We start from the raw sequence: 23,206 nt of genomic DNA, 5'->3' as shown, positions 1-23,206 counted from the left end.
GAGCCACCCCGTACGGCGCGCCGTGCCCGGCTCTCCGCCCCGTTCCGTGCGCAACCGCCGCGCCACCTCGCGCGGTTCGGGGCGCTGTGCGGGCTCCTTGGCCAAGCAGTCGGTCACCACCCCCAGCAGGGCCCGCGGTACGCCCTCCAGGTCCGGCTCCTCATGAACGGTGCGGAACTGGACGGCCGCCGGGTGACCGTCGCCGAACGGCAGCCGCCCGATGGCGGCGAACGCGAGCACGGCGCCGAGCGCGAAGACATCGCCGGGTGGCCCGGTACGCCGGCCGAGCGCCTGCTCGGGGGCGGAGAAGCCGGGCGTGGCGGGGGCCGAACCGGCGCCGGTGAGGGTCATTCCGTGCTCGGGCCGGGCGATGCCGAAGTCGATGATGTACGGGCCGCCACGGGTGAGCACCACGTTCGACGGCTTCAGGTCCCGGTGCACCAGCCCGGCCGCGTGGATCTCCGCCAGTGTTCCGGCCAGCGCCGCGCCCAGCGCCCGTACGTCCGCCTCCGCGAACGGCCCGAACCGGTCCACGGCACGGGTCAGTGTCAGCCCCGGCAGGAATTCCGAGGCGAGCCAGGGCCGTTCGCCCCACATCCCGTGCCCGAGGACCGCCGCCACCCCGGACCCGCGCACCGACCGCGCCACCTCGGCCTCCCGCCGGAAGCGGTCCAGCATCCCGGGAGCCACGTCGTCCGTGGCCCGCAGCGCCTTCACGGCGGCGGTCCGGCCCGCCGCGTCCACCCCCAGGTAGACCTTTCCCATACCGCCCGCGCCGACCACGCCGAGCAGCCGGTAGGGCCCGAGCCGCATCGGGTCGTCGTCGGCGAGCGGGGCGACTGTCGGGTTCTCGGTCATGGCCACGAAGCGCGATCGTAGACGCCCCGGACCGGCGTCTACGCTGTGCCCGTGATCTTTCCGCACGCCCCGCTGTCCGAACTCGTCCGCCGCGTACCGCCACCGGCCGAGGCCGTGGACGGCCACGGCGACTGGGAGGCGGCCGAGGCCGCGCTGGGCGTGCGGCTGCCCACAGACTTCAAGGCGCTCGTCGAGACGTACGGGCGGGGCGAGTTCTGCGATCACATCTGCCTGCGCACACCGTTCGGCGAGGACAATCCGGTCCGGCTCGCGGCGGATCTGCTCGAGGACTACGACGGCATGCGGGAGATGTTCCCCGAGAACTTCCCCTATCCGCTCTTCCCCGAGCCGGGCGGGCTGATCGCGTGGGCGGTGACCGGCAGCGGACACCATCTGTGCTGGCGCACCGCGGGGCCGCCGGACGAGTGGCCGATTGTGGTGTGGTCGCGTGACGACGACTACGAGGAGTACGGGCCCGGCGCCGCCGACTTCCTGGCGGGGTGGATCACCGGGCGGATCGTCTCGGAGGCCATGCCGGCCGGCCACCGTGACCTGACTCCGTGGTTCGACTCCGCGCGCGAGCTGGCCCATGTGTACGTCAGGCTGGCAGCGGGCGAACGGCCCTACCCGGAGCGGCTGCGTCTGCTGCGCGAGGCGCTGGCGCCGACCGCCGGCCGGGGCGGCTTCGTGTCCGAGTACGACGGTCTGCGGCAGGATCATTTCGCCACCGTCGAGGGTGGCTGGGAAGTGACGTACGAGACGGCGTACGGCCATCAGATCCGGGTGGCGTTCCCTCCCGAGGACAGCGAACGGGCGCGGCTGGCCGTGCTGGGCGCGGCGAGGTTGATGGGGTGCGAGGTGCTGGGGTTGTCGACCGTGCACGGCACGGTCGTCTGGCGGCCCTTGCCGTGAGCCCCTGTCTGGCCCGTCCGGTGACAGTGGCGCCACTCAGCCGCCCCCGATCCCGTGGTCGGCGAGCGGGCCCACCGCCCAGCCCTCGTCCCGGCATACGCGGACGAGGGCGGGCAGCGCGCCGAGTGCCGCCCGCCAGCAGCCGGGCTCGGCCGCCCGGTCGGAGTCGTGAAGCAGCACCGTGCCGCCACCACGCAGATCGCGGCACACGGTGGCGAGCACCGAGGACGGCGTCGCCCGTGCGGTCCAGTCGCGGCCCCACGCCGTCCACAGCACGGGCCTGAGCCCGGCCCGCGCGGCGGCCAGCACCCGGCCACCGGTCAGCACCCCGTACGGCGGCCGGTACCACCGCGGCACCGCGCCCGTGGCCCGCCGCACGACGCGGACGGCGCCCTCGACCTCGCGCAGGTCCCGGGCGACCGTGGGCAGCCATGGGCGGCTGTGCGCCCAGCCGTGGACGGCGAGCTCATGGCCACGGCGGGAGATTTCGTACGCGGTCCGCGGATGGCGCAGAACGCTGTCGCCGAGGACGAAGAACGTGGCCCGTACGGCGAGCTCGTCGAGGGCGTCGAGGAACTGCGGGGTGGACCCGGGGTCGGGCCCGTCGTCGAAGGTGAGTGCGATGTGGTCCGGCCGCCCGCGACCGGCCAGGGCGGGGAAGAGGGCACGCCGCACCCCCGGCAGCCACGTGCCGGCGGGTCCGATGTGTGCGGCCACCGCCAAGGCCGCGGTAGCCGTGGCCGCAGCCGGGGGCAGGGTCACGACGCGCCGCCGCTTTCGGTCCGGCGCACCGTGCGGGCAGGGCGCTCGGGGGTCGATCGGGTGGCCGTGTCCCAGCCGTCGGCGACGGCGGGTGAGTGGGACAGGCCGACGATGCCGGCCGCCATCAGGGCGACGCCGATCGCCTCGGGCACGATGCGCGGCCCCAGGGCGATGCGCTCGCCGAACAGCACCCAGCCCAGCACGATGCTCATCAGCGCGTCGCCGAGGGTGAGCGCGGGTTGCGACGCCGCGAGGGTGCCGGCCCGCAGGGTGCTCTGCAGCAGCAGGAAGCTCAGCAGCCCGACGCCGCACACCGCGTAGAGCGGCCAGCTGGTGAACACGGCGGCCACACCGCCGGAGAACCGGCCCGTGAACTCCTTGATCAGCGCCGCGGTGCAGGCGAAACACGCCGCGGTGGCGCAGCCCAGGACGGCGGCGCGGGCGGGGCCGCGCAGTGCGCGGGCCACCGCGGTCAGGACACCCACGGCGAGCGCCGCCAGCAGCCCCACCGGGAGCCAGCGGCCGTTCTTCGCGGTGCCCTGGCCGTGCGAGGGGTCGGCGGCCACGAGGAAGATCGCCAGCCCGGCGGCGAGCGTCACAAACGCCAGCCATGTCCGGCCGTCCGGGCGGTGGCGGAAGACCAGGCTGCCGACCACCAGGGTGAACAGCAGTTCGGTCACCAGCAGTGGCTGCACGACGGAGAGCCGCCCGACCGCGAGCGCGCCCACCTGGGCCACCGCCGACACCACCATCGCCGCCGCGCCGGCCAGCCAGAACGGGCGTCGCAGCAGCCGGGCCAGCCGGAGCAGGGCCTGCCCGGCCCGCCGACCCGCCCGCTGTTCCGGTTCCGGCTCCTGCTCTTGTTCCTGCTCCTGTTCCTGCTCCATCGCGGCGCGTCGCTGCAGCACCGACGCCGCGCCGTTGGCCAGGGCGGACAACAACGCCAGCAGGACCGTCAGCGCGTCGTGCACCGCGTCACCCGAAACGGGACGCCAGTCGGCGGTACAGCGCCGGGGCCGCGCTGCGGACCAGCGCGGGCAGGCGCAGCCAGGCGGGTACGTAGACCTCGTCGCGGCCTCGTGCGACGGCGTCCCAGACCGCGTCGGCGACCGCGGCCGGGGGCAGCGGGCGGGGCCGGCGGCGGGTGTACGGGGTGCCGCGGCGGGCGAAGAACGGGGTGTCCACCACGCCCGGAACGACATGGCTGACCCGTACGCCGGACCCGTGCAGCTCGTACCGGAGGGCGTCGGCGAAGGTGCCGAGCGCCGCCTTGGCGGCGGAGTAGACCGCCTCGCCCTTGACGCCCACGCTGCCCGCGACCGATCCGATGAGCACGATATGGCCGCGCCGTTCGGCCAGCATGTGCGGCAGCACCAGGCGTGCGAGGCGTACGGCGGCGAGCAGGTCGACGGAGATCACCTGGTCGATGGCAGCGGGCGGCATCGAGCCGAACGGCCCGGCCCAGCCGACCCCCGCCCCGGCAACGAGCAGGTCGATCCGCCCGGCCACGTGGAAGGCCTCCCGGACCAGGTGGCCGCTTCCCTCCTCGGTGGCCAGGTCGGCGGGGAGGGCGGTGGCCGAGGTCCGGGCCGCCACGCGGTCCAGCCGCTCCTGGTGGCGGCCGCTGATCAGCAGCCGCCAGCCGCCCTCGGCGGCCAACCGGTCCGCGACGGCGGCGCCGATGCCCGAGGACGCGCCGGTCACCAGCGCGACGCCGCGCCACGCGGCAGCGGGGCTCTCCGCGTCCCAGGCCGGTCCACGGTGGGTTCCTGTGTCCGGGAGGGGGCGGGTCATGGCGACTCCCTGTGACGGCCGGCCGGGGCGCGCGGCCGCCGTATGGTTTGGCGACACGCGGAACGGTTACCTCCAGTTAGCCACGTCCAGCTCCACCACGCACCACGCACCACGCACCACGCACGCAGACACGCGATGCCACACCACCCGCACCTGCCACACGTCAGCCGTGCACACCAGCGGAGGTGATGATGTTTCCGTCGTATCCGCCACCCGATGCCCAGCGCGCCGGGCGCCCGCCCCGGGAGCGCCGGTGAGCCGGCGTTTCCTCGTGGTGAGCGCCAGCATGGGCTCCGGTCACGACGCGGTGGCCGGAGAGCTGGCGCGGCGCCTCACCGCCCGGGGACACCGGGTGGACCGGACCGATGTCCTCGCGCTGCTGCCCGCCGCGATCGGCCCGGGGCTGCGCTCCGGATACCGCGCGGCGATCCGCCACCTCCCCGTCCTCTACGCGGGAATCTACGCCGCGTTCTTCCGCCCGGGCCCCGGCCCGCGGCCGGGCAGCGCCCCGCTGGCGGCACTGGCCGAACGCCGACTGCTGGACCTGGTCGAGCGGTGGCGGCCGGATGTGGTCGTCCCCGTCTTCCATCTCGCCGCCCAGCTCACCGGCCGGCTCCGCGCGGGCGGGGCGCTGCCGGTGCCCAGCGCCGTCGTCGTCACCGACTTCGCGGTGCACCGGCAGTGGCTGCACCCGGGCAACGATCTGCATCTGTGCGTCACCGCTGAGGCGGCCGACACCGTGCGGCGGGCCGTGGGCCGGCCCGCGGTGGCCACTGGTCCGGTGGTGGCCGGGCGCTTCTTCGCCCCCGCCCCGGGGGCGGCCGACTGGCGGTGCCGCTTCGCGGCCCGCGCGTCCGGGAAGCTTCCGGTGGTGCTGACGGCGGGTGCGTGGGGGACCGGCAGCCGCCTGGCCGCCACGTCGCGGCTGCTGGCCTCGGCGGGGTATCTGCCGTTGGTGCTGTGCGGCCGCAACGAACGGCTGCGCCGCGAGCTGTCGCGATCGCCGGAGGTGTGGGCCATCGGCTGGGAGCCGGACCTGCCCGGTCTGTTGGCCGCGTCGCGGGCCGTGGTGGACAACGCCGCCGGGCAGACCGCCCTGGAGGCACTGGCCGCCGGGGTGCCCGTGGTCGGCTATCGCCCCATCCCGGGCCATGGTCTTGAGGGTGTCCGCCACATGGCGGCGCTGGGCGTGAGCGACCACGCGCGGGACGCGGGGGAACTCGTACGGCTGCTCGACACGCTCACCGCGCCCGGCGCGGCGCGCGACCGCCGTATCGCCGCGGGGCGCCGCCTGTTCACCGGCGACGCGGCGGCCTGTCTGGCCGAGGTCGGCCGGGTGGCCGGAGCGGCCCACGGTGCGGCGGGCGATTAGGCCGGCTTCCTCAGGCGCGTGCCGAGGAGCGGGCCGGTGTTCTCAGAGGTGCACCAGGGAGGGGCCCGTGTTCTCAGAGGTGCGTCGAGCGGGCCCGTTTCTCGCAGGTGCGTCAAAGACGGGCCGGTGTTCTCAGAGGTGCTTCGAGGAGGCGCCTGTCGGGCGGTGGATGGGCGAGATGTGCCCGCCCGTCAGGCGCCGACCTCCTGGGCCTCGGTCAGGCCTCGTACAGGCCGCGCCCGGCGCTCTTGGCCCGGTCCGCCTTGCGGAGTCGCTCCAAAGTGTTACGCACGGAGTTGACGTTCGTCCGCGTCTCGTCGCGTCCCAGGGCCTCGTTGACCTCCGCGGCCCGCAGCGGGCGGTCCGCCTTGCGCAGTGCGGCCAGCACGTTGTCCGAGAGCCCGCCGGAGCGCTCAGCCGCCGGCTCGGTCTTCGGCGCCGCAGCCTTGGGCGCCGCGGTCTTGGGCGCCGCGGCGGCCTTCTTGGCCGTCTTCTTGGTGGCCGTGGCCTTCTTCGCCGCGGTCTTCGAAGTCCGTGCGGTGGCGGGGGCCTTGGCCTTGCCCTTGCTGCGCTGACGGCCAATGGCGGCCTTCCGCGTGGCAGTGGCGGTGGCCCCGGCGGCGGGGGCCGGCTCAGCGGCCGGTTCCGGTGCCGCCTCGGAGGCGGGCTCGGCCGCCGTGGCCTCGGTTTCTTCGGCCACCGGCTCCGCAGCCGGCGGCGCGGTTTCGGCCACCGGGTCCTCCGGCGCCTGCTGCGGTACCGGCAGGCTGGAGAGCGCTTGAAGGCTGTTCAGCGCGCCGCTGACCGCCTCCAGTCGCTTGGTGACGGATTCCAAATCCTTCTTGAGAGCCTCCTGCTGTTCCTCAAGTCGCGGGCGCTCTGCCTCCAGCGCCTCGATCGTCGATCCCACACTGTTGTCCGCACTCAATGCGTTCACCATCACTTCGTACCCTTTCTACGCCCATCGCAGCTGCGATTATGCCTGGTGTTCAGATGTGTACGGTGCCCTCCACACCGCCACACAACACCATCGAATCCACTTGCGCACCACTTCGAACACATGCGTATCCACGCGTGTGAATGTCCGACTGAGTGTCAGAATCCCCTCAAGGCCGAGCGTAGAGGTGCAACCGGGCCCAATGGAACACCGGTTGGCGATACGAATGTGGCTGCCACGCGGATGTGGCCGCCACATGAATATGGCCGCCGTGGGACGGCGGCCATATCCACGTGGCGGCCCACGTGGCGGGATACTGCTCGGATCACTGCTCGTAGGCGTCCACCAAGCCCTGGATGTCGATCTTCTTCATGCCGAGCATGGCCTTGGTGACACGCGCCGACTTGGCCGGGTCGGGGTCGCTCATCAGCTCGGTCAGCTTGCTCGGCACGATCTGCCACGACAGCCCGTACTTGTCCTTCAGCCAGCCACACGGCCCCTCTTCCCCACCGTCGCCGAGCCGCGCCCACAGCTCGTCCACCTCGCCCTGCGTCGCACAGTCGACGGAGAGCGAGATGGCCTCGGTGAAGGTGAAGTGGGGGCCGCCGTTGAGTGCGATGAACCTCTGCCCGGCGAGCTCGAAGGTGACGGTCATGACCGAGCCCGGCTCCCCCGGCCCCGCCTCCCCGTAGCGCTGGATGTCCACCACCCGGGAGTCGTCGAAGACGGACGTGTAGTGGCGGGCCGCCTCCTCGGCCTGGTCGTCGAACCACAGGAACGTCGTGATCTTTTGCATGGTGGGCTCTCCTTGCCGACTGGGGTCCGGTACCTGTGTGTGTTAAGACCGGCCGGGCCGCGAGAACTCATCGGTCAGGAGGCAACAGGAAGAAAAATGGCGGACCTCATCGGTAGGTACGCAGGCCACGCCGGTGGGCGAGCTCGCCCAGGACGATGTCCAGGGCCCAGAAGGCGGCGAGCGGGATGCCGAGCAGCGGGACGAAGTAGCCGAGCACGGCGACGGCCGCGGCCAGCGGCACCAGGACGTACGGCGGCACCTGTTGCCAGCCGCCACGCGGTACGGGGCGGCCGAACGCGGAGGCGCTGCCGCGCTGCCACCACATGCGGTAGCCCCACAGGATCAGGAAGATCAGCGCGAGCGCGAGTGCACCCAGCGCGATCTGGTTGACCAGGCCGAAGAGGTTTCCGGTGTGCGCGTCGACACCCCATCGGGTGAGTTTGGCCAGCACCGGGTAGTCCTCGAACCGCAGTACGTCGGTGACCTCGCCGGTGGCCGGGTCGACGGCGACGGAGTCCTGTTTCTCCGGCCAGCTGCGCTGGATCTGCCGCACCACATAGGCGGTGTCCGCGTCGGCGGGCGGCACGATCTCCACCGGGTTGCTCAGCCCCTCGGCCCGGGCGGCCTTCAGTACGGTGTCGATGCCCACATCGCGGGTGGACGACGGGTCTTCACCGCCCATGTCCATGCCGGGCATGGAGCCGTGGCCGGCGTGCTCTCCACCGGCCTGCCCGCCACCGGCCCGCTCCCGCCCGTCCAGCGTGGCCGAGACCGACGGGGTGGTCTGGCCGATCGCGGAGCGCAGGTCCTCGATACTCGCACCGGCGTAGGTGGACCAGGTCAGGCCCGTCGCCGACAGGAAGAACAGGCCCACCGCGGCCCACACACCAACCGCCCCATGGAAGGACATGGTCCGCCGGCGGCCGGTGGCGGCGCGGTCGGGCAGGGCGATGGCGCGTAGCCTGCGCTTGGTACGCCGGCGGGCGAGCCACAGCACCAACCCGCCACCGGTGATCACCCACAGCCAGCTGGCGGCGAACTCGCTGTAGAGACGGCCGGTCTCGCCGAGGTGCAGATCCCGGTGGAGCTCGTCGATCCAGGTGCGCAGGGGCAGTGCGCCGGTGGAGCCGTACTGCTCCAGTGCGCCGCGTACCTTCCCGGTGTACGGGTCGACGAAGACGGCGAGCGTGTGATCCGGGTCGACACCCTTGACGCCGGAGAGCAGCACCCGGGTCGTGGCGCCCGCCTCCGGGGAGGGCCGCACCGCGCTGATGCTCCCCTCGGGGTGGGCGGCGCGGGCCGCGTCGACCTGCCGGGAGACGGGGAGTTCGCGCTCGCCGACGGGGACGCGCAGCTCATGGTCGTAGACGATCTTCTCGGCCTCGAAGGACGCCGCGTACAGCAGCCCGGTCACCGCCGCGACCAGCAGGAACGGGGCGACGACTACGCCCGCGTAGAAGTGCAGCCGCAGCACCAGCGGACGCAAGGACGTCCACCACTTGCGCCCCGACCGCCCTGGGGGACGGGTGTCGGCCGCGGGGGGCGGCCCCGCGGCCCCCGCGGCCCCCGCAGCCGTGGTCGGCGAGCCGTCGTCCGTGGTGACGGCGGTCGTTCGGTCGGGCATGGACGGCTCCCGTTCGCTGGACTACGCGGTACGGCGGTGGCCGCACCGCATCAGTCGTCGGATCCGGATGCCGTCAAGTTCCGGGCCGGGTGTGTGATACGTGTCATACGCCGTCAGGAACCGGCGCCGCGCAGCGCGTCGGCGAGCGGGCCCGCTCCGGTCAGTTCGATGGCTCCGGCGGCGATGCCGTCGGCGACCGTGAGTGTGCCCTGGGCGAGGGCGACGCAGGTGTCGGCGTCCACGACGAGCCGGGTGTCCGCGCGCTCGGCCGGCCCGTCCCCGTACGACGGCTCGGCCGCGCCGAACACCAGATGGAAGCCGCCCTCCTCCAGCACCACATCGACGACCCCTTCATGTCCCGCCGCGAGGTGCCCGAGCCGGTGGAGCAGCGGCAGGGCGAACCAGTGGGCCCGGATGGCGTCGGTGGGCTGCCGCTCGGCCAGCGCGGGCGCGCCCCAGGCGGCGAGGGCGGTCAGGACGGGCAGCAGCGCGCGGCCGTGCGGGGTGAGTTCGTAGACGGAGACCGACGCCGGCGGCGGCAGCTTCCGGCGGGCGAGTACGCCGTCACGCTCCATGTCCTTCAGCCGGGTGGCGAGCATGTCCGTGCTGACCCCGGGCAGGTCGGTGTGGAGGTCGGTGTATCTGCGGGGGCCGGCCAGCAACTCCCGCGCGATCAGCAGCGTCCACCGGTCACCGACGGCATCGAGGGCCCGCGCGATCGCGCAGTACTGGTCATAGCTTCGGCGTGGCATGCGCCCCAGTCTAGCGATTTAGTTGGACTTTCCAAGTGGCGCCTTGGTAGAACAAAGTAAGCCGTCGTCGACTGATGAGGCGGATGAGAACCGGGAGGGCACCACATGGAGTTCCGGCAGTCGAACAAGCTCAGCGAGGTCTGCTACGAGATCCGCGGGCCGGTGATCGAGCACGCCAACGCGCTGGAGGAGGCCGGACACAGCGTGCTGCGCCTCAACACGGGCAATCCGGCGGCGTTCGGGTTCGAGGCCCCGGAGGAAATCCTTCAGGACATGATCCGGATGCTGCCGCAGGCCCACGGCTACAGCGATTCGCGCGGCATCCTCCCCGCCCGCCGGGCCGTGGTCCAGCACTACCAGCAGCGTGGCCTGGACGACCTCGGCGTGGACGACGTCTTCCTGGGCAACGGCGTCTCCGAGCTGGTGTCGATGGCCGTCCAGGCCCTGGTCGAGGACGGGGACGAAATCCTCATCCCGGCGCCCGACTTCCCGCTGTGGACGGCGGTCACCGCCCTGGCGGGCGGCAAACCCGTGCACTATGTGTGCGACGAGTCCGCCGACTGGTACCCGGACCTCGACGACATGGCGTCGAAGATCACCGACCGTACGAAGGCCGTGGTGATCATCAGCCCGAACAACCCCACCGGGGCCGTCTATCCGCGCGAGATCATGGAGGGCATCCTCGACCTGGCGCGCCGCCACCATCTGATGGTCTTCTCCGACGAGATCTACGACAAGATCCTCTACGACGGGGAGGTCCACCACAGCCCCGCCGTCCTCGCCCCCGACCTGGTGTGCCTGACCTTCAGCGGTCTGTCCAAGGCCTACCGGGTGGCCGGGTTCAGGTCCGGCTGGGTGGTCGTGTCCGGCCCCCGGCAGCACGCCAGGAACTACCTGGAGGGGCTGACCATGCTGGCCTCGATGCGGCTGTGCCCCAACACCCCCGCGCAGTTCGCCATCCAGGCGGCCCTCGGCGGCCGGCAGTCCATCGAAGACCTCGTACTGCCCGGCGGACGGCTGCACGAACAGCGCGACCGCGCATGGGAGAAGCTCAACGAGATCCCCGGAGTGTCCTGCGTCAAGCCCAAGGGCGCGCTGTACGCGTTTCCGCGTATCGACCTCGGCGTCCACCGGATCCACGACGACGAGCGGTTCGTTCTGGACCTGCTGTTGCGCGAGAAGATCCAGGTGGTGCAGGGCACCGGCTTCAACTGGCCGCGCCCCGACCACTTCCGCATCCTCACCCTCCCGCACGTCGACGACCTCGAGTCGGCCATCAGCAGGATCGGACGGTTCCTCGGCGGATACCGGCAGTCGTGACCACGAGGGCCTGACCGCGACAGGCGGAGTGCACCACCGGCGGGCAACCGCTTGTAAGGTGCATGCTTATGGGCGGGGTGATCTCGGGTTTCGGTGTCATCGCGAGCATCGTCGTCACCGGTTACGTCCTGGGGCGCCGCGGCTCGCTGGGCGAGCACGGGCGCGATGTGCTCACCGCGGTCGCCTTCCAGGTCGCCAGCCCCGCGCTGCTGTTCTCCACGCTCTCCCGGGCCAACCTCTCCGTTCTGCTGTCGGTCCCGATGCTCGTCACCGCGCTGAGTACCTTCGTCGTCGCGGGGACGTTCATCGCCGTCGGCGCCGTACGCCGCTGGAGCGTCGGCCGGACGACGATCGGCGCGCTGTGCGCCAGCTATGTCAACGCCGGAAACCTGGGCATCCCCGTCGCCATGTACGTCCTCGGGGACGCCTCCCTGATCGCGCCGGTCCTGCTCTTCCAGCAACTCGTCGTGTCCCCGATCGCCCTGACGGTCATCGACCTGAGCCGCAGCGAGGGCCGGACGTCGCTGCTGCGGCAGCTCACCACGCCGGTGCGCAACCCCATCGTCGTCGGCTCCCTGTCCGGTGTGGTGGTGGCCGCGGCCGGCTGGCGGATCCCCGGGCCGGTCATGGAGCCGGTCTCGATGCTGGGCGGGATGGCGGTGCCCGGTGTGCTGCTGGCGTTCGGCCTCTCGCTGCCCGGCAGCGCGCTGCCCGGGCGCGGCGAGGACCGCGGCCCGGTGCTGCTGTCGGTGGCGCTCAAGTCCTTCGCACAGCCGGTGGTGGCGTGGGCCATCGCGGCCGGGGTGTTCGGTCTTGGCGGCGCCGCGCTGTTCGCCGCCGTCGTCACCTCGGCGCTCCCGTCGGCGCAGAACCTCTTCACGTACGCCGTGCGGTACCAGACCGCGACGAGGCTGGCCCGCGAGTCGATCCTGCTGTCGACGTTACTGGCGGCCCCGGTGCTGCTCACGGTGGCGGCGCTGCTCGGCTGAGCGATGTGCCGGATGTGAGTGTCGCACTGCGCACACCCGGCGGCCCGGCTACCGTCGATGTCGCTCGGACCGCCGCCAGGAATCGAGGAACAGCAATGGCACCCTCCGCGTCAGCCACGTCAGCGTCTGCCTCCATCGGAGTCACCGGGCTCGCCGTCATGGGCAGCAACCTCGCCCGCAACTTCGCCCGGAACGGCTACACCGTCGCGGTGCACAACCGCACCCCCACCCGCACCCGCTCCCTGATCGAGGAGTTCGGACACGAGGGCTCGTTCGTACCGGCCGAGAAGCCCGCGGACTTCGTGGCCTCGCTGGAGCGGCCCCGGCGGCTGGTGGTGATGGTGAAGGCGGGTGAGCCGACGGACGCGGTGATCGACGAGTTCGTACCGCTGCTCGACCCCGGGGACATCGTCATCGACGGCGGCAACGCCCACTTCCAGGACACCCGCCGCCGCGAGGCCGCGCTGCGCGAGCGCGGCATCCACTTCGTCGGGACGGGCATCTCCGGCGGCGAGGAGGGCGCGCTGCACGGGCCGTCCATCATGCCCGGCGGGTCGGCGGAGGCTTATGCCGCGCTCGGTCCGATGCTGGAGAAGATCAGCGCGCATGTCGACGGCGAGCCGTGCTGCACCCATATCGGCGCGGACGGCGCCGGACACTTCGTCAAGATGGTGCACAACGGCATCGAGTACGCCGATATGCAGCTGATCGCCGAGGCGTACGACCTGCTGCGGCGCGCGGCGGGACAGACCCCCGCGCAACTCGCGGAGATCTTCCGCCGCTGGAACACCGGCATGCTGAACTCCTACCTCATCGAGATCACCGCAGAGGTCCTTGCCCACACCGACCAGGCGACCGGCAAACCGTTCGTCGACATCGTCGCCGACGCCGCCGAGCAGAAGGGCACCGGCCGCTGGACCGTGCAGATCGCGCTCGACGTGGGCGCGCCGGTCCCCGGTATCGCCGAGGCCGTCTTCGCACGCTCGCTGTCCGGCCACACCGAGCTGCGCGCCGCCGCCCGGCAGTTGTCGGGGCCGCAGGGGCCCGCCCTGACCGGGGCGGACGCCGACGGGCTGGTCGACCGGGTCGAGCAGGCCCTGTACGCGTCGAAGATCGTCTCGTACGCCCAGGGCTGGAACATGATCCAGGCCGCGGCGGACCAGTTCGGCTGGGACATCGACCTGGGCTCGGTGGCCAAGATCTGGCGCGGCGGCTGCATCATCCGGGCCGGGTTCCTGGACGAGATCCGCAGCGCGTACGCGGCCGACCCCGCGCTGCCCACGCTGCTCGCCGACGAGCGGTTCGCCCGTCAGCTCGGCGAGGCGCAGGACGCATGGCGGGCCGTGGTGACCACCGCCGCCCAGCAGGGGATCCCCACGCCCGGGTTCTCCTCCGCGCTCGCCTACTACGACGCGCTGCGCGCCGACCGGCTGCCCGCCGCCCTCATCCAGGGGCTGCGGGACTTCTTCGGCGCCCACACCTATCTGCGCACCGACCGCGAGGGCGTCTTCCACACCGAGTGGTCCGGCGACCGGAGCGAAACCCGGAAGTAACGACCTGGGGTGCGATAGGGATCGGCGGCGCCCCGGTGGAGAACCGGGAAACGGGGAATCAGGAACGGAAACCGGCTTCTGACCGTGCGAGGACCGTGACGGCTGGAGGGAACACAGGTGACCGTATCCATCCCGGATCCGCCCCGGGCCACCGGGGAGGCCGTCCGCCCGACGCGCCGCGCCCTGGTGGCGGGGTCGGTGGGCAACTTCATCGAGTGGTACGAGTTCGGCGTCTACGGCTACTTCGCGACGGTCATCGCCGCGAACTTCTTCACCCCCGAAGGAGGAAACGACCTCGAGGGCCTGGTCAAGACCTATGCGTCCTTCGCGCTCGCCTTCTTCTTCCGGCCGATCGGCGCAGCCGTCTTCGGCCGGCTCGGGGACCGGATCGGCCGTCGCCCCGTCCTGATCCTCGTGGTGCTGCTGATGACCGCGGCCACCACGCTGATCGGGCTGCTCCCCACGTACGACACGGTGGGCGCGGCCGCGCCGTGGCTGCTCACCTTTCTGAGGGTGCTGCAGGGTCTCTCCGCGGGCGGTGAGTTCGGCGGGGCGGTCTCGATCATGACGGAGTTCGCTCCCGACGGGCGGCGCGGGCTGTACGGGGCGTGGCAGTCCTTCACCGTGGCGCTGGGCCTGCTGGGCGGGGCCGGGGTGGCCGCGCTGCTGGCCACGGTGTTGAGCGAGCAGGCGCTGAACGACTGGGGCTGGCGGCTGCCCTTCGTACTGACGCTGCCGATGGGCCTGGGCGCTTTGTGGCTGCGGCTGCGGCTCGAGGAGACCCCTGCCTTCCGGGGCGCCGGGGGCACCGATAAGCAGTTCGGTGGCGCGGCGCCGCCACTGCCGACGCCGCCGGCGGCCGAGGTGGCGCGGGCCATCGTCCTGGGCGCCGGGCGCATCATGGGCTGGGCCGCGGCCGGTTACACCTTCCTCGTCGTCCTGCCGTCGTATCTCCAGAGCACATTGGGCGCCAGCTTCCGGCAGGCGCTGATCGCGACCGTGGTGGCCAATCTGGGCTTCGCCGCCTCCATCATCCCGGCCGGGTGGCTCAGCGACCGGATCGGCAGACGGCCGGTGATGCTGTCCGGGGCGGCGCTGGTGACCGTCTCGGCGATCCCGCTGCTGAACCTGTTGCAGGACACGGACCGTTCGAACCTGGTCAAGGGGGTGGCGGTGTTCACCGCCGGGGCCGCGGTCGGGCTGATGGCCGGCCCCGGGCCGGCCATGCTGGCCGAGATGTTCCCGACCCGGGTCCGCTACACCGGGCTCGGCCTGGCGTACGCGCTGTCGAACGCCGTGTTCTCCGGCTGCGCCGGGCTCATCATCACCAAGACCATCGAGCGGACGGGCGAGGTGGACATCCCCGCGTACTACACCACGGCGACCTGTGCCATCAGTCTCCTGGCGCTGCTCACCCTGCGCGGGGACGACCACCGCGGCCCGCTGCGCGAAGGGCGCAAGGTCGGCCGATGAGGGTGATCGGGCTGATGTCGGGCACCTCGTACGACGCCATCGACGCCGCGGCCGCCGATCTGACCCTCGACGGCGACCGGCTGGTGCTGACCCCGCTGGGCATGGTCAGCGCCCCGTACGAGGAGGAGTTGCGCGAGGCGCTGAGCGCCGCGCTGCCACCGGCGCCGACGACCATGGGGGCCGTGTGCGAGCTCGACACCCGTATCGGTCAGGCGTTCGCCGCCCTCGCCGTCCGGGCCGACCGGGAGCTGTGCGACGGGCGGGCCGAGCTCATCAGCTCGCACGGGCAGACCGTCTACCACTGGGTGGCGGACGGCCGGGCGTACGGCACGCTGCAGCTGGGGCAGCCCGCGTGGATCGCCGAGGCCACCGGCCGCCCCGTCGTCTCCGATCTGCGCGGCCGCGATATCGCGGCGGGCGGGCAGGGGGCGCCCTTGGTGAGCGTCGTCGACACGCTGTGGCTACGTGGACGGCCCGGCGGGTGCGTGGCGCTGAACCTCGGTGGCATCGCCAATGTCACCGTGGTGCCGGACGGCGGCGGGGAACCCCTCGCGTACGACACCGGGCCGGGCAACGCGCTCATCGACGCGGCGGTGCGCCGGCTGACGGGCGGCCGGTTCGACTACGACGAGGACGGCGCGATGGCGGCGCGCGGCACGGTGCACGGCCCGCTGCTGGACCGGCTGCTGGCCGAGCCGTACTACGCGCGGCCCGCCCCCAAGACGACCGGGAAGGAGCTCTTCCACCTGCCCTATCTCCAGGCCGCGCTCGCGGGCCTGGGCCCGCTGCCCGCCGACGATGTGGTCGCCACCGTCACCGAGCTCACCGCCGCCACCGTGGCGGACGCGGTGCGCTCCGCCGGGGCCGGCGAGGTGATCGCCTCGGGTGGCGGCACCCGCAACCCCACCCTGCTGGCCGCCCTGCGCCGGGCGCTGGGGGGCGTTCCGCTGCGCACCTCGGACGAGCTGGGGCTCCCCTCGGCCGCCAAGGAGGCGTACGCCTTCGCCGTCCTCGGCTTTCTGACCGCCCATGGGCTGGCCGGCACGGTGCCGGCCTGCACCGGCGCCCGCCACCCCAGCGTGCTCGGTTCGATCACCCCGGGCCGCCACGGACTGCGCCTGCCGCCGGAAGCCACTGCCGCAGGCCGAGCCGCGCCGTCCCGGCTGGAGATCTCACCGCTGTGAGTCCTCGTCGGACTGGTGGTCCGCCCAGACGTAGGCGACGGGGAGCAGCTCGGCGACGGGCACGGTGCGCGGGTGGTCCACTGTCCCGACGATGACTTCGAGCGTGGGGAAGTAGTCGAACAGGAACTGGCGGCAGCGTCCGCACGGCGGGACCACCCCGCGCTCCCGGTCGCCGACCGCGACCATCCTGACCAGCTCATAGGCGCCCTGGGCCGCCGCGGCCCCGACGGCCACCAGCTCCGCGCAGGGGCCGCCGGTGAAGTGGTAGGCGTTGACCGCCGTGACGATGCGGCCGTCGGCGGCGCGCGCGGCGGCGGCCATGGTGTGGTCGTCGCCCCGGCAGTACCTCCGCGCGACATGGGCCGCGGCCTGGATGAGCTCCTCGTCGGCGGTGGGGGGCTGCGTGGTCATCTTCTCCGCTCTCGCAAGGGACTGTCGGTGCCGGACCGTAGGGTGCGGATTATGGCAGCGATCGAGTATGTGCGCGGGGACGCCACCGCGCCGCAGGGGAAAGGGAAGAAGATCATCGCCCATGTCTGCAATGACCTGGGCGGCTGGGGCAAGGGTTTTGTGCTGGCCGTCTCCCGGCGCTGGCCGGAGCCGGAGGCGGCCTACCGGCGCTGGCACCGCGAGCGGGCGCGCAATGACTTCGGGCTGGGCGCGGTCCAGTTCGTGCAGGTGAGCCGGTATGTGTGGGTGGCCAATATGGTCGGCCAGCGCGGGATGCGCCCGGGCAGCAAGGGGGTGCCGGTGCGGTACGAGGCGATCGGCGCGGCGCTGGGCGAGGTCGCGGCGAAGGCCGCCGAGCTGGGGGCCTCGGTCCATATGCCGCGCATCGGGTGTGGGCTGGCCGGTGGGCGCTGGGGGCGGATCGAGCCGCTGATATCCGAGCGGTTGGTGGCGCGCGGAATCCCGGTCACCGTCTATGACCACGGCGACTGACGGACACGGCGACTGACCGACACGGCGGCTGACGGGCCGCGACCACTGGCATCCTCCGAGTTGAGGGCTTCCGCCATCGGGGGCATATTTGAACTGAGGCGCGTTGCCGGATCCGGTTCGCCTGTCTGCTCGGGCTGAGTGGCCTGAGTGATCTGCGTTCTCTGCGTTCTCTGCGTTTCGCATTTCGATCAGACGAGGCCGCCATGTCTGCCTACGATCCCACCCCTGCCCAACACCGCTCGTCCGCACCGCGCTCCCTGGGCCACGTACTGGTCGCCCACGATGTGGGACTGCTGGTGATGCGCCTGGGGGTCGGACTGACCGTCGCCGCGCGGGGCTCGCAGCATCTGTTCGGCTGGTGGGGCGGCCTGGGGATCGAGAACACGAGTCGCCTGTTCGAGAAGTTCGGCTATCCCGCGCCCAAGTTCATGGCGGTGGTGGCCGGTATCACGGAGACCTTCGGCGGCCTGGCGCTGGCCGTGGGCCTGCTCACACCGCTCGCGGGCGCCGCGGTGGCGGGCACGATGGCCAACGCGGTGAATGTCGTATGGCCGTTGGGGTTCTTCGGGGGCTTTGAGTTCCCCCTGCTCATCGGTGTGGGGGCGGCGGGGCTCGCGCTGAGCGGGCCGGGCCGGATCGCCGTGGACTCCGTGATCCCCGGACTGCGCTCCCACCATGTGATCTACGGGGTGGTGACGCTGCTGATCGCGGCCGTCCTTGCGGCGATCACGATCGGGATCCGCGACTGACGCCCGCCCCATGCGCGCACGGTGACGTATGCCTACGGCGGCGCCCGGTCAGCGCGCACCGCCCGCTCGCCGGGGCGAGGGGCGGTGCGTGCCGTTCAGCCAGTGGGCGTTTCACCAGTGACAGTGTCAGTGCCAGTGCCAGTGGCCGAATCAGCGCTGCTCACTCGGCGGCCGGTGGGCGGCGGAAGCCGCGGCCACGGGTGAGCGTGTAGCCGCCCACGCCCGCGAGCGCGCCCAGGGCGCCGCCGATCACGGTCCACACCCAGCGGTCCGACCACCAGCCCGACCCCCAACCGCCGTTCGGCTCGGCCGCGGTGTGCGTCGAGGTGTCCTCGGCGGACGACTCGGACGCGTCCGAGCTCGGCTCGGCATCCGGCGCCTGGGTCGCCCCGGCCCGCACGGCCGGGGTCAGCGGGGAGAGCTCGCCGCCCTCCGCGTGCTTGCCGCCGACGTCCCGGGTGGAGGCGGTGATCTCGGTGGTGAAGGACAGTCCGAGGTCCTGTTCCGGCAGGTTCACGACCGTCAGACGGACGTAGTACGACCCCGGCAGCGGATCGTTGGCCCATTTCTCCGACCAGGGCCGCACCCGGCGCAGCTGACAGCTGAGGTCGACGGAGGCGTCCTGCTGGGTCGCGGTCGCGGTCTGGCTGCCCGAGGTGCAGGCCTGGCGGCGGCGCAGCCCGTCGTAGACGTCGAGCTGCCAGGTGGTCCTGCCGTGCCGACTCTGTGCCTCGGGGAGCTTGACGGTGGCCTTGACGGTGGGGACCTGCCCGGCCGCCGCGGGGAACACCCAGTACAGGTAGTCGCCGACCGACGCCGAGGCGGTGGCGGTCTGCCCCTGCTCGATCGCCGTGGCGGTCCGGAAGCCGGTGCCCGCCTCGGTGGGTTCGTCGCCCCCGTCCGTGTCCGCAGTCGCGCTCGGGGACGCGTCGGCAACCGCCACGGGGGCGGTGGCGAGCAGGGCGGCGCAGAGTGCGAACGCGGCGCCCGCGGTATGTAGGGCACGCATCAGTTGCTCCTCCAGACGGTGACGCGTATACGGGCCAGCCAGCCCCACACCAGGCCCACCAGCAGCCCGGTGACGGTGAGCACGGCCAGCAGCACCCAGCCGCGGCCGAGGCCGAAGGCGGCCACGTCACCGGGCGGGTCGCCGGCGTCGACGATGTTCACGGCCAGTTCGACGGGGAGTCCGGGGGTGCGCTTGACGGAGGCAGGCGCGGAGAACGACTGGCTCACCTCGAGGCAGATCGTGCGCGGCGTACTGTCCTCCACGTCTCGGCCCTCGGCCACCGGATAGCGCAGCCCGGTCGAGAGGACATCGGTGCGGCCACTGCCCGCCTCGCTGCCGCGCACCAGCTCACGGCCACGTTCGTTCACCGCCCGCACCAGTACGCCGTAGTCCGGGTCGACGGCGCGGTCGGCGCCCACGGTCGCCGAGGCCCGCAGCTCCTGGCCCGGGGCGACCTTCACCCGGTACCAGCGGTGCTCGCCGAAGCCCTCCCGGTCGTTGTAGAGGCCGGCGCCGAGAACCGGAGCCTTGGCGCACGCCTCGGCGCCCGCTACCGCGGTCGGGGTCTGGACCGGGGTGTCCGCGGCGCGCCGTACCAGCTGCTTGATACGGGTGGACAGCTGGTCGGTGTGCTGGACCGCGGTGTAGGTGCCACCGGTGGCCTCGGCGATGCAGCTGAGCTGGTCCCGGACCTTGCTGTCCAGGGTCAGCCCGAGCGTGTCGACGACCAGATGGGTCCCCTGGGCGGCCAGTTCCCGCGCCACATCGCATGGGTCGGGCTGCCCGCAGGAGTCCTCGCCGTCGGTGATGAGCACGATCCGGCGGGTGGCGTCGCCACCCGCGAGGTCCTTGGAGGCGCCGCGCAGGGCGAGTCCGATGGGTGTCCAGCCGGTGGGGCGCAGCGTGGCGACGGCGGTCTTGGCCTCGGTGCGGTCCACCCGGCCGACGGGGTAGAGCTGTTTGCTGTCCAGGCAGCCGGTCTTGCGGTCCTGGCCGGGGTAGGTGGCGCCGAGGGTGCGTATGCCGAGCCGCACCTCGTCGGGGACGGCGTCGATCACCTCGTTGAACGCCTGCTTGGCCGCGGCCATGCGGGACATGCCGTCGACGTCGCGGGCGCGCATCGAGCCGCTGACGTCCAGAACCAGTTCGACTTTGGGGGACTCACGGGCCGGTTCGTCGTCGGCGACGGCCGCGGCGGGGGACAACACGCCGCACACCACGGCCGCGAGCAGCCCGAAGGCGCCTGTCGCCAGGCGTTTCTTTATGATCACCGCGGCATCTTATGGAGCTTCATATGACTGCTCCAAAGCGGGTGGTGTGCGGCGGCTCGCCGTCTCCGGAACCGTCGCGGTGGCGGATCCGCACGGTCATTGGTCACTCCGTATGAATGTGTGGCGAACCGGGGCCATGGCGCTGTACGGTGCGTCCAGCCCAACCGGCCGGAGGATCCAGTTCGTGCTCAGCCCCTCACTCGCCCAGGAGATCGCCGGGGACACCTCCGCGGTCATCGGTTTGAACGTCCTCATCACCGACAGCGAGGGCGTCGTCATCGGCAGCGGTGACAGCAGCCGCGTCGGCACCTTCCACGAGGCCTCCGTGGAGGTGATGCGCACCCAGGAGGCCGCCATCCACACCGCCACCCAGGCGCAGGAGCTCAAGGGGGTGCGCGCCGGGGTGACACTGCCGCTGGTCATGGACGGACACGCGGTGGGCACGGTCGGCATCACGGGTACGCCCGCCCAGGTGCGGCGCTTCGGTCTGGTGGTCAAGCGGCAGACGGAGATATTACTGCGCGAATCAGCCGTCCTGCGCTCACGGGTGGTCAGGGAGCGGGTGCTGGAGGATCTGCTGGCGGATGTCGCCACGTACGACGCCGCGGTCGTCGAACCGGACTTCGTCGTCTTCCGCGCCGCCGAGGTGGGCTTCGATCTGCGGCTGCGCCGGATCGCGGTGGTCGTCGAGGTGTCCGCGTCCGGCGGGACGAGCGGCGCCCGCCACCGCGCCGGGCCACCCGTGCCGGACACCTCGCTGGTCCGCTCGGAGCTGCTGCGCACCGTACGGGAGGTGTTCGCCGATCCGCAGGACGTGGTCGCGGGGGCGGCACCGGGGTGGATCGGGGTGCTGCACCGGCTGCCGGAACAGCGGTCCGCCAGCCGGGTGATGACAGCCTGTCAGCGACTGGCGGATCTCGTGGGTGTCCAGCACGGCCTCGATGCCCGGGTCGGCATCGGGGAGCCGGCCACCTCGGTCGGCGGTCTGCACGACTCGTACCAGGACGCGTGCGACGCACTGCGCCTGGGGTCCCGGGTCGCGCCCGAGTTACCGGTGCACCTCGTCTCCGATCTGCGCGCCCATCAGTTGCTCGCGGCCACCGGCCAGCACACCCGCACCCGGCTGCTGGCGCTCACCGCCGCGGACCTGCGCGAGCAGCCGGACTGGCCGGTGCTCCGGGACACCGTGGTGGCCTGGTGCGAGAACGGCTTCAACTTGGTTCGCGCCTCCTCGGCGCTGCACATCCACCGCAACACCCTCGTCTACCGTATGAACAAGATCGAGCAGATCAGCGGCCGCCCGCTGCGCGACCACCGCACCACGCTCGCCCTGTACCTGGCCTGTCTGGCCGACCAGCTCGACACTCAGCCCTGACGCGCCACTCCCCCGGCTCTCCGCCCTCTGCGCGCTCGGCCCACCAGGAAGCCCAGCCAGACGGCGGCGACCAGCCCCGTCGGCAGCCCGGGCGCGGCCCACGGCGCCAGGGTCAGCAGCACCCCTCCCCCGACCGCCCCGGCGACCAGGGCGGACAGCAGCGCCACGCTGGACCCGTGCACCCGGCCGGTGGCGACGAGGTCGGCCAGCAGGCTGGTCAGCATGCCGGTGAAGTACGTGGTGGAGACCCCGGACGGCGCGACGGCGCGCACCAACGCGCTCTGCCCTCCCATGGCCACGGCGGCCAGCGCCAGCAGCCCCTGCCGCCACCCTCCGTCGAGGTGGCCGTCGGCGGCGGCCCACAGCGCCCACAGCACGCCGAGCGCGAGCACTTCCACACCGAGCGCCCGGTGGGCCAGCCGCCTCTTGTCGGGCCCCCTGACGATCCGCCCGCTGACCAGCGAGCCCAGGACATAGCCGCCGACCGCGACGGCGGCGTGGCCGGCGAGCGCGGGGTCGCGGGTCCCCGCCGACATGCCGAGCAGCGAGAGGTTCGCGGTCATCACGCTGGTGAACACTTCACCGAGCGCGAGAAAGGCGATGGCGTCCATCGAACCGGTGGCCACGGTCAGCGCCACGGCGGCCGTCAGGGCACCGCCGCCCGGCTCGACCCGGCCACGTCCGCCACGCCGGCCGGCTAAGCCGCCGGCCGGACCCGCCGGGCCGCCGTCCCGGGGTGGCAGCGGGTCGCTCATCCGCTGTCCCCCTTGGTCCCGTCCCCCTTGGTCCCGTCCTCCTTGGTCCCGTCCTCGTCGACGATCTCCGCCTCGACGACGTCGTCGTCGGCCCCGTGTTCCGAGCCCGCGCCGTCGCCACCCGCGCCACCCGCGCCACTGGTCGGCCCGGCGGCCTCGCCCTGGGCCCCGGCCCGGGCATACATGGCCGTACCGATCTTCTGCGCGGCCGTGGCGGCCTTGTCGGTGGCCGCGCGGATCCGGCCGGAATCCTCGCCCTTCAGCGTCTCCTTCAGCTCGGCGATGGCCGCCTCGGTCTCCTGCCGCACGTCCTGCGGCACCTTGTCCGCCTGGTCACGGAGCAGCTTCTCGGTGTTGTAGACAAGGGATTCCGCCTGGTTGCGGGTCTCGGCCGCCTCGCGCTTGCGGCGGTCCTCCTCCGCGTACCGCTCGGCCTCGCGCATCATCCGGTCGATGTCGTCCTTCGGCAGCGCGGAGCCGCCGGTCACGGTCATCCGCTGTTCCCTGCCGGTGCCGAGGTCCTTCGCCGACACATGCATGATTCCGTTGGCGTCGATGTCGAACGCGACCTCGATCTGCGGCACACCGCGCGGGGCCGGCGGCAGACCGGTCAGCTCGAACATGCCGAGCTTCTTGTTGTACGCCGCGATCTCGCGCTCGCCCTGGAAGACCTGGATCTGCACCGACGGCTGGTTGTCCTCGGCCGTGGTGAAGATCTCCGAGCGCTTGGTCGGAATGGTCGTGTTGCGCTCGATCAGCTTGGTCATGATGCCGCCCTT

The 23,206-nt window shown here is 72.4% G+C and carries 23 protein-coding genes; 10 read left to right on the top strand and 13 right to left on the bottom strand.

Going from position 1 to position 23,206, the window contains the following annotated elements; genetic code table 11:
- Positions 1–858, bottom strand: an 858-nt coding sequence (locus ACWDSL_RS39505; RefSeq protein ID WP_450492790.1) for a serine/threonine-protein kinase, incomplete at its 3' end; no start/stop codon positions are given.
- Between the two features lie 51 nt (positions 859–909).
- Between ACWDSL_RS39505 and ACWDSL_RS39500 the strand changes: the two genes are divergently transcribed.
- Entirely contained in the window at positions 910–1,770 is an 861-nt protein-coding gene (locus ACWDSL_RS39500; protein ID WP_450492789.1) for an SMI1/KNR4 family protein, read from the top strand.
- Positions 1,771–1,806: 36 nt separating this feature from the next.
- On the opposite strand, the gene ACWDSL_RS39495 is transcribed toward ACWDSL_RS39500, so the two are convergent.
- The 3 genes from ACWDSL_RS39495 to ACWDSL_RS39485 are packed head-to-tail and all read right to left on the bottom strand — an operon-like array spanning position 1,807 to position 4,326.
- A complete protein-coding gene (locus tag ACWDSL_RS39495) occupies positions 1,807–2,532 on the bottom strand; it encodes a polysaccharide deacetylase family protein (protein WP_450492788.1) in 726 nt (241 codons plus the stop codon).
- On the bottom strand, positions 2,529–3,503 hold the full coding sequence (locus ACWDSL_RS39490; RefSeq protein WP_450492787.1) for a DMT family transporter: 975 nt from the start codon (positions 3,501–3,503) through the stop codon (positions 2,529–2,531). Before ACWDSL_RS39490 ends, ACWDSL_RS39495 begins: the two co-directional genes overlap by 4 nt.
- Before the next feature lie 4 nt (positions 3,504–3,507).
- Positions 3,508–4,326: an SDR family NAD(P)-dependent oxidoreductase gene (locus ACWDSL_RS39485; protein WP_450492786.1), complete on the bottom strand. Its 819-nt coding sequence runs from the start codon at positions 4,324–4,326 to the stop codon at positions 3,508–3,510.
- A 253-nt stretch (positions 4,327–4,579) separates the two neighbouring features.
- Between ACWDSL_RS39485 and ACWDSL_RS39480 the strand changes: the two genes are divergently transcribed.
- Positions 4,580–5,698 (top strand): MGDG synthase family glycosyltransferase, encoded by a 1,119-nt coding sequence (locus ACWDSL_RS39480; protein ID WP_450492785.1) that lies wholly within the window; start codon positions 4,580–4,582, stop codon positions 5,696–5,698.
- Positions 5,699–5,915: 217 nt separating this feature from the next.
- On the opposite strand, the gene ACWDSL_RS39475 is transcribed toward ACWDSL_RS39480, so the two are convergent.
- The 4 genes from ACWDSL_RS39475 to ACWDSL_RS39460 form a co-directional block, all read right to left on the bottom strand.
- Positions 5,916–6,638: a prephenate dehydrogenase gene (locus ACWDSL_RS39475; protein ID WP_450492784.1), complete on the bottom strand. Its 723-nt coding sequence runs from the start codon at positions 6,636–6,638 to the stop codon at positions 5,916–5,918.
- A gap of 322 nt (positions 6,639–6,960) precedes the next feature.
- Positions 6,961–7,431, bottom strand: coding sequence for a VOC family protein (locus ACWDSL_RS39470; RefSeq protein WP_450492783.1), 471 nt, complete (start codon positions 7,429–7,431; stop codon positions 6,961–6,963).
- 106 nt (positions 7,432–7,537) lie between these two features.
- Complete coding sequence (locus ACWDSL_RS39465; protein ID WP_450492782.1) at positions 7,538–9,055, bottom strand: PepSY-associated TM helix domain-containing protein; 1,518 nt, start codon at positions 9,053–9,055, stop codon at positions 7,538–7,540.
- A 113-nt stretch (positions 9,056–9,168) separates the two neighbouring features.
- On the bottom strand, positions 9,169–9,807 hold the full coding sequence (locus ACWDSL_RS39460; protein ID WP_450492781.1) for a winged helix-turn-helix transcriptional regulator: 639 nt from the start codon (positions 9,805–9,807) through the stop codon (positions 9,169–9,171).
- Between the two features lie 105 nt (positions 9,808–9,912).
- On the opposite strand from ACWDSL_RS39460, the gene ACWDSL_RS39455 reads away from it, so the two are divergent.
- From ACWDSL_RS39455 to ACWDSL_RS39435, 5 genes are all read left to right on the top strand, one after another.
- Complete coding sequence (locus tag ACWDSL_RS39455) at positions 9,913–11,127, top strand: pyridoxal phosphate-dependent aminotransferase (protein WP_385616633.1); 1,215 nt, start codon at positions 9,913–9,915, stop codon at positions 11,125–11,127.
- 68 nt (positions 11,128–11,195) lie between these two features.
- Positions 11,196–12,116 (top strand): AEC family transporter, encoded by a 921-nt coding sequence (locus tag ACWDSL_RS39450; protein ID WP_450492780.1) that lies wholly within the window; start codon positions 11,196–11,198, stop codon positions 12,114–12,116.
- 95 nt (positions 12,117–12,211) lie between these two features.
- Entirely contained in the window at positions 12,212–13,669 is a 1,458-nt protein-coding gene (gndA, locus tag ACWDSL_RS39445) for an NADP-dependent phosphogluconate dehydrogenase (protein WP_450492779.1), read from the top strand.
- 117 nt (positions 13,670–13,786) lie between these two features.
- On the top strand, positions 13,787–15,142 hold the full coding sequence (locus tag ACWDSL_RS39440) for an MFS transporter (RefSeq protein ID WP_450492778.1): 1,356 nt from the start codon (positions 13,787–13,789) through the stop codon (positions 15,140–15,142).
- Positions 15,139–16,326, top strand: a complete 1,188-nt coding sequence (locus ACWDSL_RS39435; protein ID WP_450492777.1) for an anhydro-N-acetylmuramic acid kinase — start codon at positions 15,139–15,141, stop codon at positions 16,324–16,326. Before ACWDSL_RS39440 ends, ACWDSL_RS39435 begins: the two co-directional genes overlap by 4 nt.
- Here ACWDSL_RS39435 and ACWDSL_RS39430 read toward each other — a convergent pair.
- Positions 16,315–16,737: a cytidine deaminase gene (locus ACWDSL_RS39430; RefSeq protein ID WP_450492776.1), complete on the bottom strand. Its 423-nt coding sequence runs from the start codon at positions 16,735–16,737 to the stop codon at positions 16,315–16,317. The genes ACWDSL_RS39435 and ACWDSL_RS39430 overlap by 12 nt on opposite strands.
- Positions 16,738–16,788: 51 nt before the next feature.
- Between ACWDSL_RS39430 and ACWDSL_RS39425 the strand changes: the two genes are divergently transcribed.
- On the top strand, positions 16,789–17,268 hold the full coding sequence (locus ACWDSL_RS39425; RefSeq protein ID WP_450492775.1) for a macro domain-containing protein: 480 nt from the start codon (positions 16,789–16,791) through the stop codon (positions 17,266–17,268).
- Positions 17,269–17,471: 203 nt separating this feature from the next.
- Positions 17,472–18,017 carry a DoxX family protein gene (locus tag ACWDSL_RS39420; RefSeq protein ID WP_450492774.1) on the top strand — a complete coding sequence of 182 codons (546 nt, stop codon included), beginning with the start codon at positions 17,472–17,474 and terminating at the stop codon, positions 18,015–18,017.
- 160 nt (positions 18,018–18,177) lie between these two features.
- Here the strand turns inward: ACWDSL_RS39420 and ACWDSL_RS39415 are convergent, their stop codons facing one another.
- Both ACWDSL_RS39415 and ACWDSL_RS39410 read right to left on the bottom strand, forming a co-directional pair.
- On the bottom strand, positions 18,178–19,026 hold the full coding sequence (locus tag ACWDSL_RS39415) for a hypothetical protein (protein WP_450492773.1): 849 nt from the start codon (positions 19,024–19,026) through the stop codon (positions 18,178–18,180).
- Positions 19,026–20,297: a VWA domain-containing protein gene (locus ACWDSL_RS39410; protein WP_450492772.1), complete on the bottom strand. Its 1,272-nt coding sequence runs from the start codon at positions 20,295–20,297 to the stop codon at positions 19,026–19,028. Before ACWDSL_RS39410 ends, ACWDSL_RS39415 begins: the two co-directional genes overlap by 1 nt.
- A 184-nt stretch (positions 20,298–20,481) precedes the next feature.
- Between ACWDSL_RS39410 and ACWDSL_RS39405 the strand changes: the two genes are divergently transcribed.
- A complete protein-coding gene (locus ACWDSL_RS39405) occupies positions 20,482–21,672 on the top strand; it encodes a CdaR family transcriptional regulator (protein ID WP_450492771.1) in 1,191 nt (396 codons plus the stop codon).
- Here ACWDSL_RS39405 and ACWDSL_RS39400 read toward each other — a convergent pair.
- On the bottom strand, positions 21,663–22,427 hold the full coding sequence (locus ACWDSL_RS39400; protein ID WP_450492770.1) for a YoaK family protein: 765 nt from the start codon (positions 22,425–22,427) through the stop codon (positions 21,663–21,665). The two genes, ACWDSL_RS39405 and ACWDSL_RS39400, sit on opposite strands and share 10 nt — an antisense overlap.
- On the bottom strand, positions 22,424–23,206 hold a 783-nt coding region (locus tag ACWDSL_RS39395), incomplete at its 5' end, for an Hsp70 family protein (RefSeq protein ID WP_450492769.1). The genes ACWDSL_RS39400 and ACWDSL_RS39395, both read right to left, overlap by 4 nt.

This window comes from Streptomyces sp. NPDC000941, assembly GCF_053599555.1.
The sequence above is the reverse complement of the archived record's forward strand: the minus strand, read 5'-3'. Positions and strand labels throughout refer to the sequence as shown.

What these genes read in the sequence shown, in the direction of transcription:
- ACWDSL_RS39485 (WP_450492786.1), bottom strand. Translation starts at nt 4,326, where the DNA reads ATGACCCGCCCCCTCCCGGACACAGGAACCCACCGTGGACCGGCCTGG.
- ACWDSL_RS39475 (WP_450492784.1), bottom strand. Translation starts at nt 6,638, where the DNA reads ATGGTGAACGCATTGAGTGCGGACAACAGTGTGGGATCGACGATCGAG.
- ACWDSL_RS39470 (WP_450492783.1), bottom strand. Translation starts at nt 7,431, where the DNA reads ATGCAAAAGATCACGACGTTCCTGTGGTTCGACGACCAGGCCGAGGAG.
- ACWDSL_RS39465 (WP_450492782.1), bottom strand. Translation starts at nt 9,055, where the DNA reads ATGCCCGACCGAACGACCGCCGTCACCACGGACGACGGCTCGCCGACC.
- ACWDSL_RS39460 (WP_450492781.1), bottom strand. Translation starts at nt 9,807, where the DNA reads ATGCCACGCCGAAGCTATGACCAGTACTGCGCGATCGCGCGGGCCCTC.
- ACWDSL_RS39455 (WP_385616633.1), top strand. Translation starts at nt 9,913, where the DNA reads ATGGAGTTCCGGCAGTCGAACAAGCTCAGCGAGGTCTGCTACGAGATC.
- ACWDSL_RS39450 (WP_450492780.1), top strand. Translation starts at nt 11,196, where the DNA reads ATGGGCGGGGTGATCTCGGGTTTCGGTGTCATCGCGAGCATCGTCGTC.
- gndA (WP_450492779.1), top strand. Translation starts at nt 12,212, where the DNA reads ATGGCACCCTCCGCGTCAGCCACGTCAGCGTCTGCCTCCATCGGAGTC.
- ACWDSL_RS39435 (WP_450492777.1), top strand. Translation starts at nt 15,139, where the DNA reads ATGAGGGTGATCGGGCTGATGTCGGGCACCTCGTACGACGCCATCGAC.
- ACWDSL_RS39430 (WP_450492776.1), bottom strand. Translation starts at nt 16,737, where the DNA reads ATGACCACGCAGCCCCCCACCGCCGACGAGGAGCTCATCCAGGCCGCG.
- ACWDSL_RS39425 (WP_450492775.1), top strand. Translation starts at nt 16,789, where the DNA reads ATGGCAGCGATCGAGTATGTGCGCGGGGACGCCACCGCGCCGCAGGGG.
- ACWDSL_RS39420 (WP_450492774.1), top strand. Translation starts at nt 17,472, where the DNA reads ATGTCTGCCTACGATCCCACCCCTGCCCAACACCGCTCGTCCGCACCG.
- ACWDSL_RS39415 (WP_450492773.1), bottom strand. Translation starts at nt 19,026, where the DNA reads ATGCGTGCCCTACATACCGCGGGCGCCGCGTTCGCACTCTGCGCCGCC.
- ACWDSL_RS39400 (WP_450492770.1), bottom strand. Translation starts at nt 22,427, where the DNA reads ATGAGCGACCCGCTGCCACCCCGGGACGGCGGCCCGGCGGGTCCGGCC.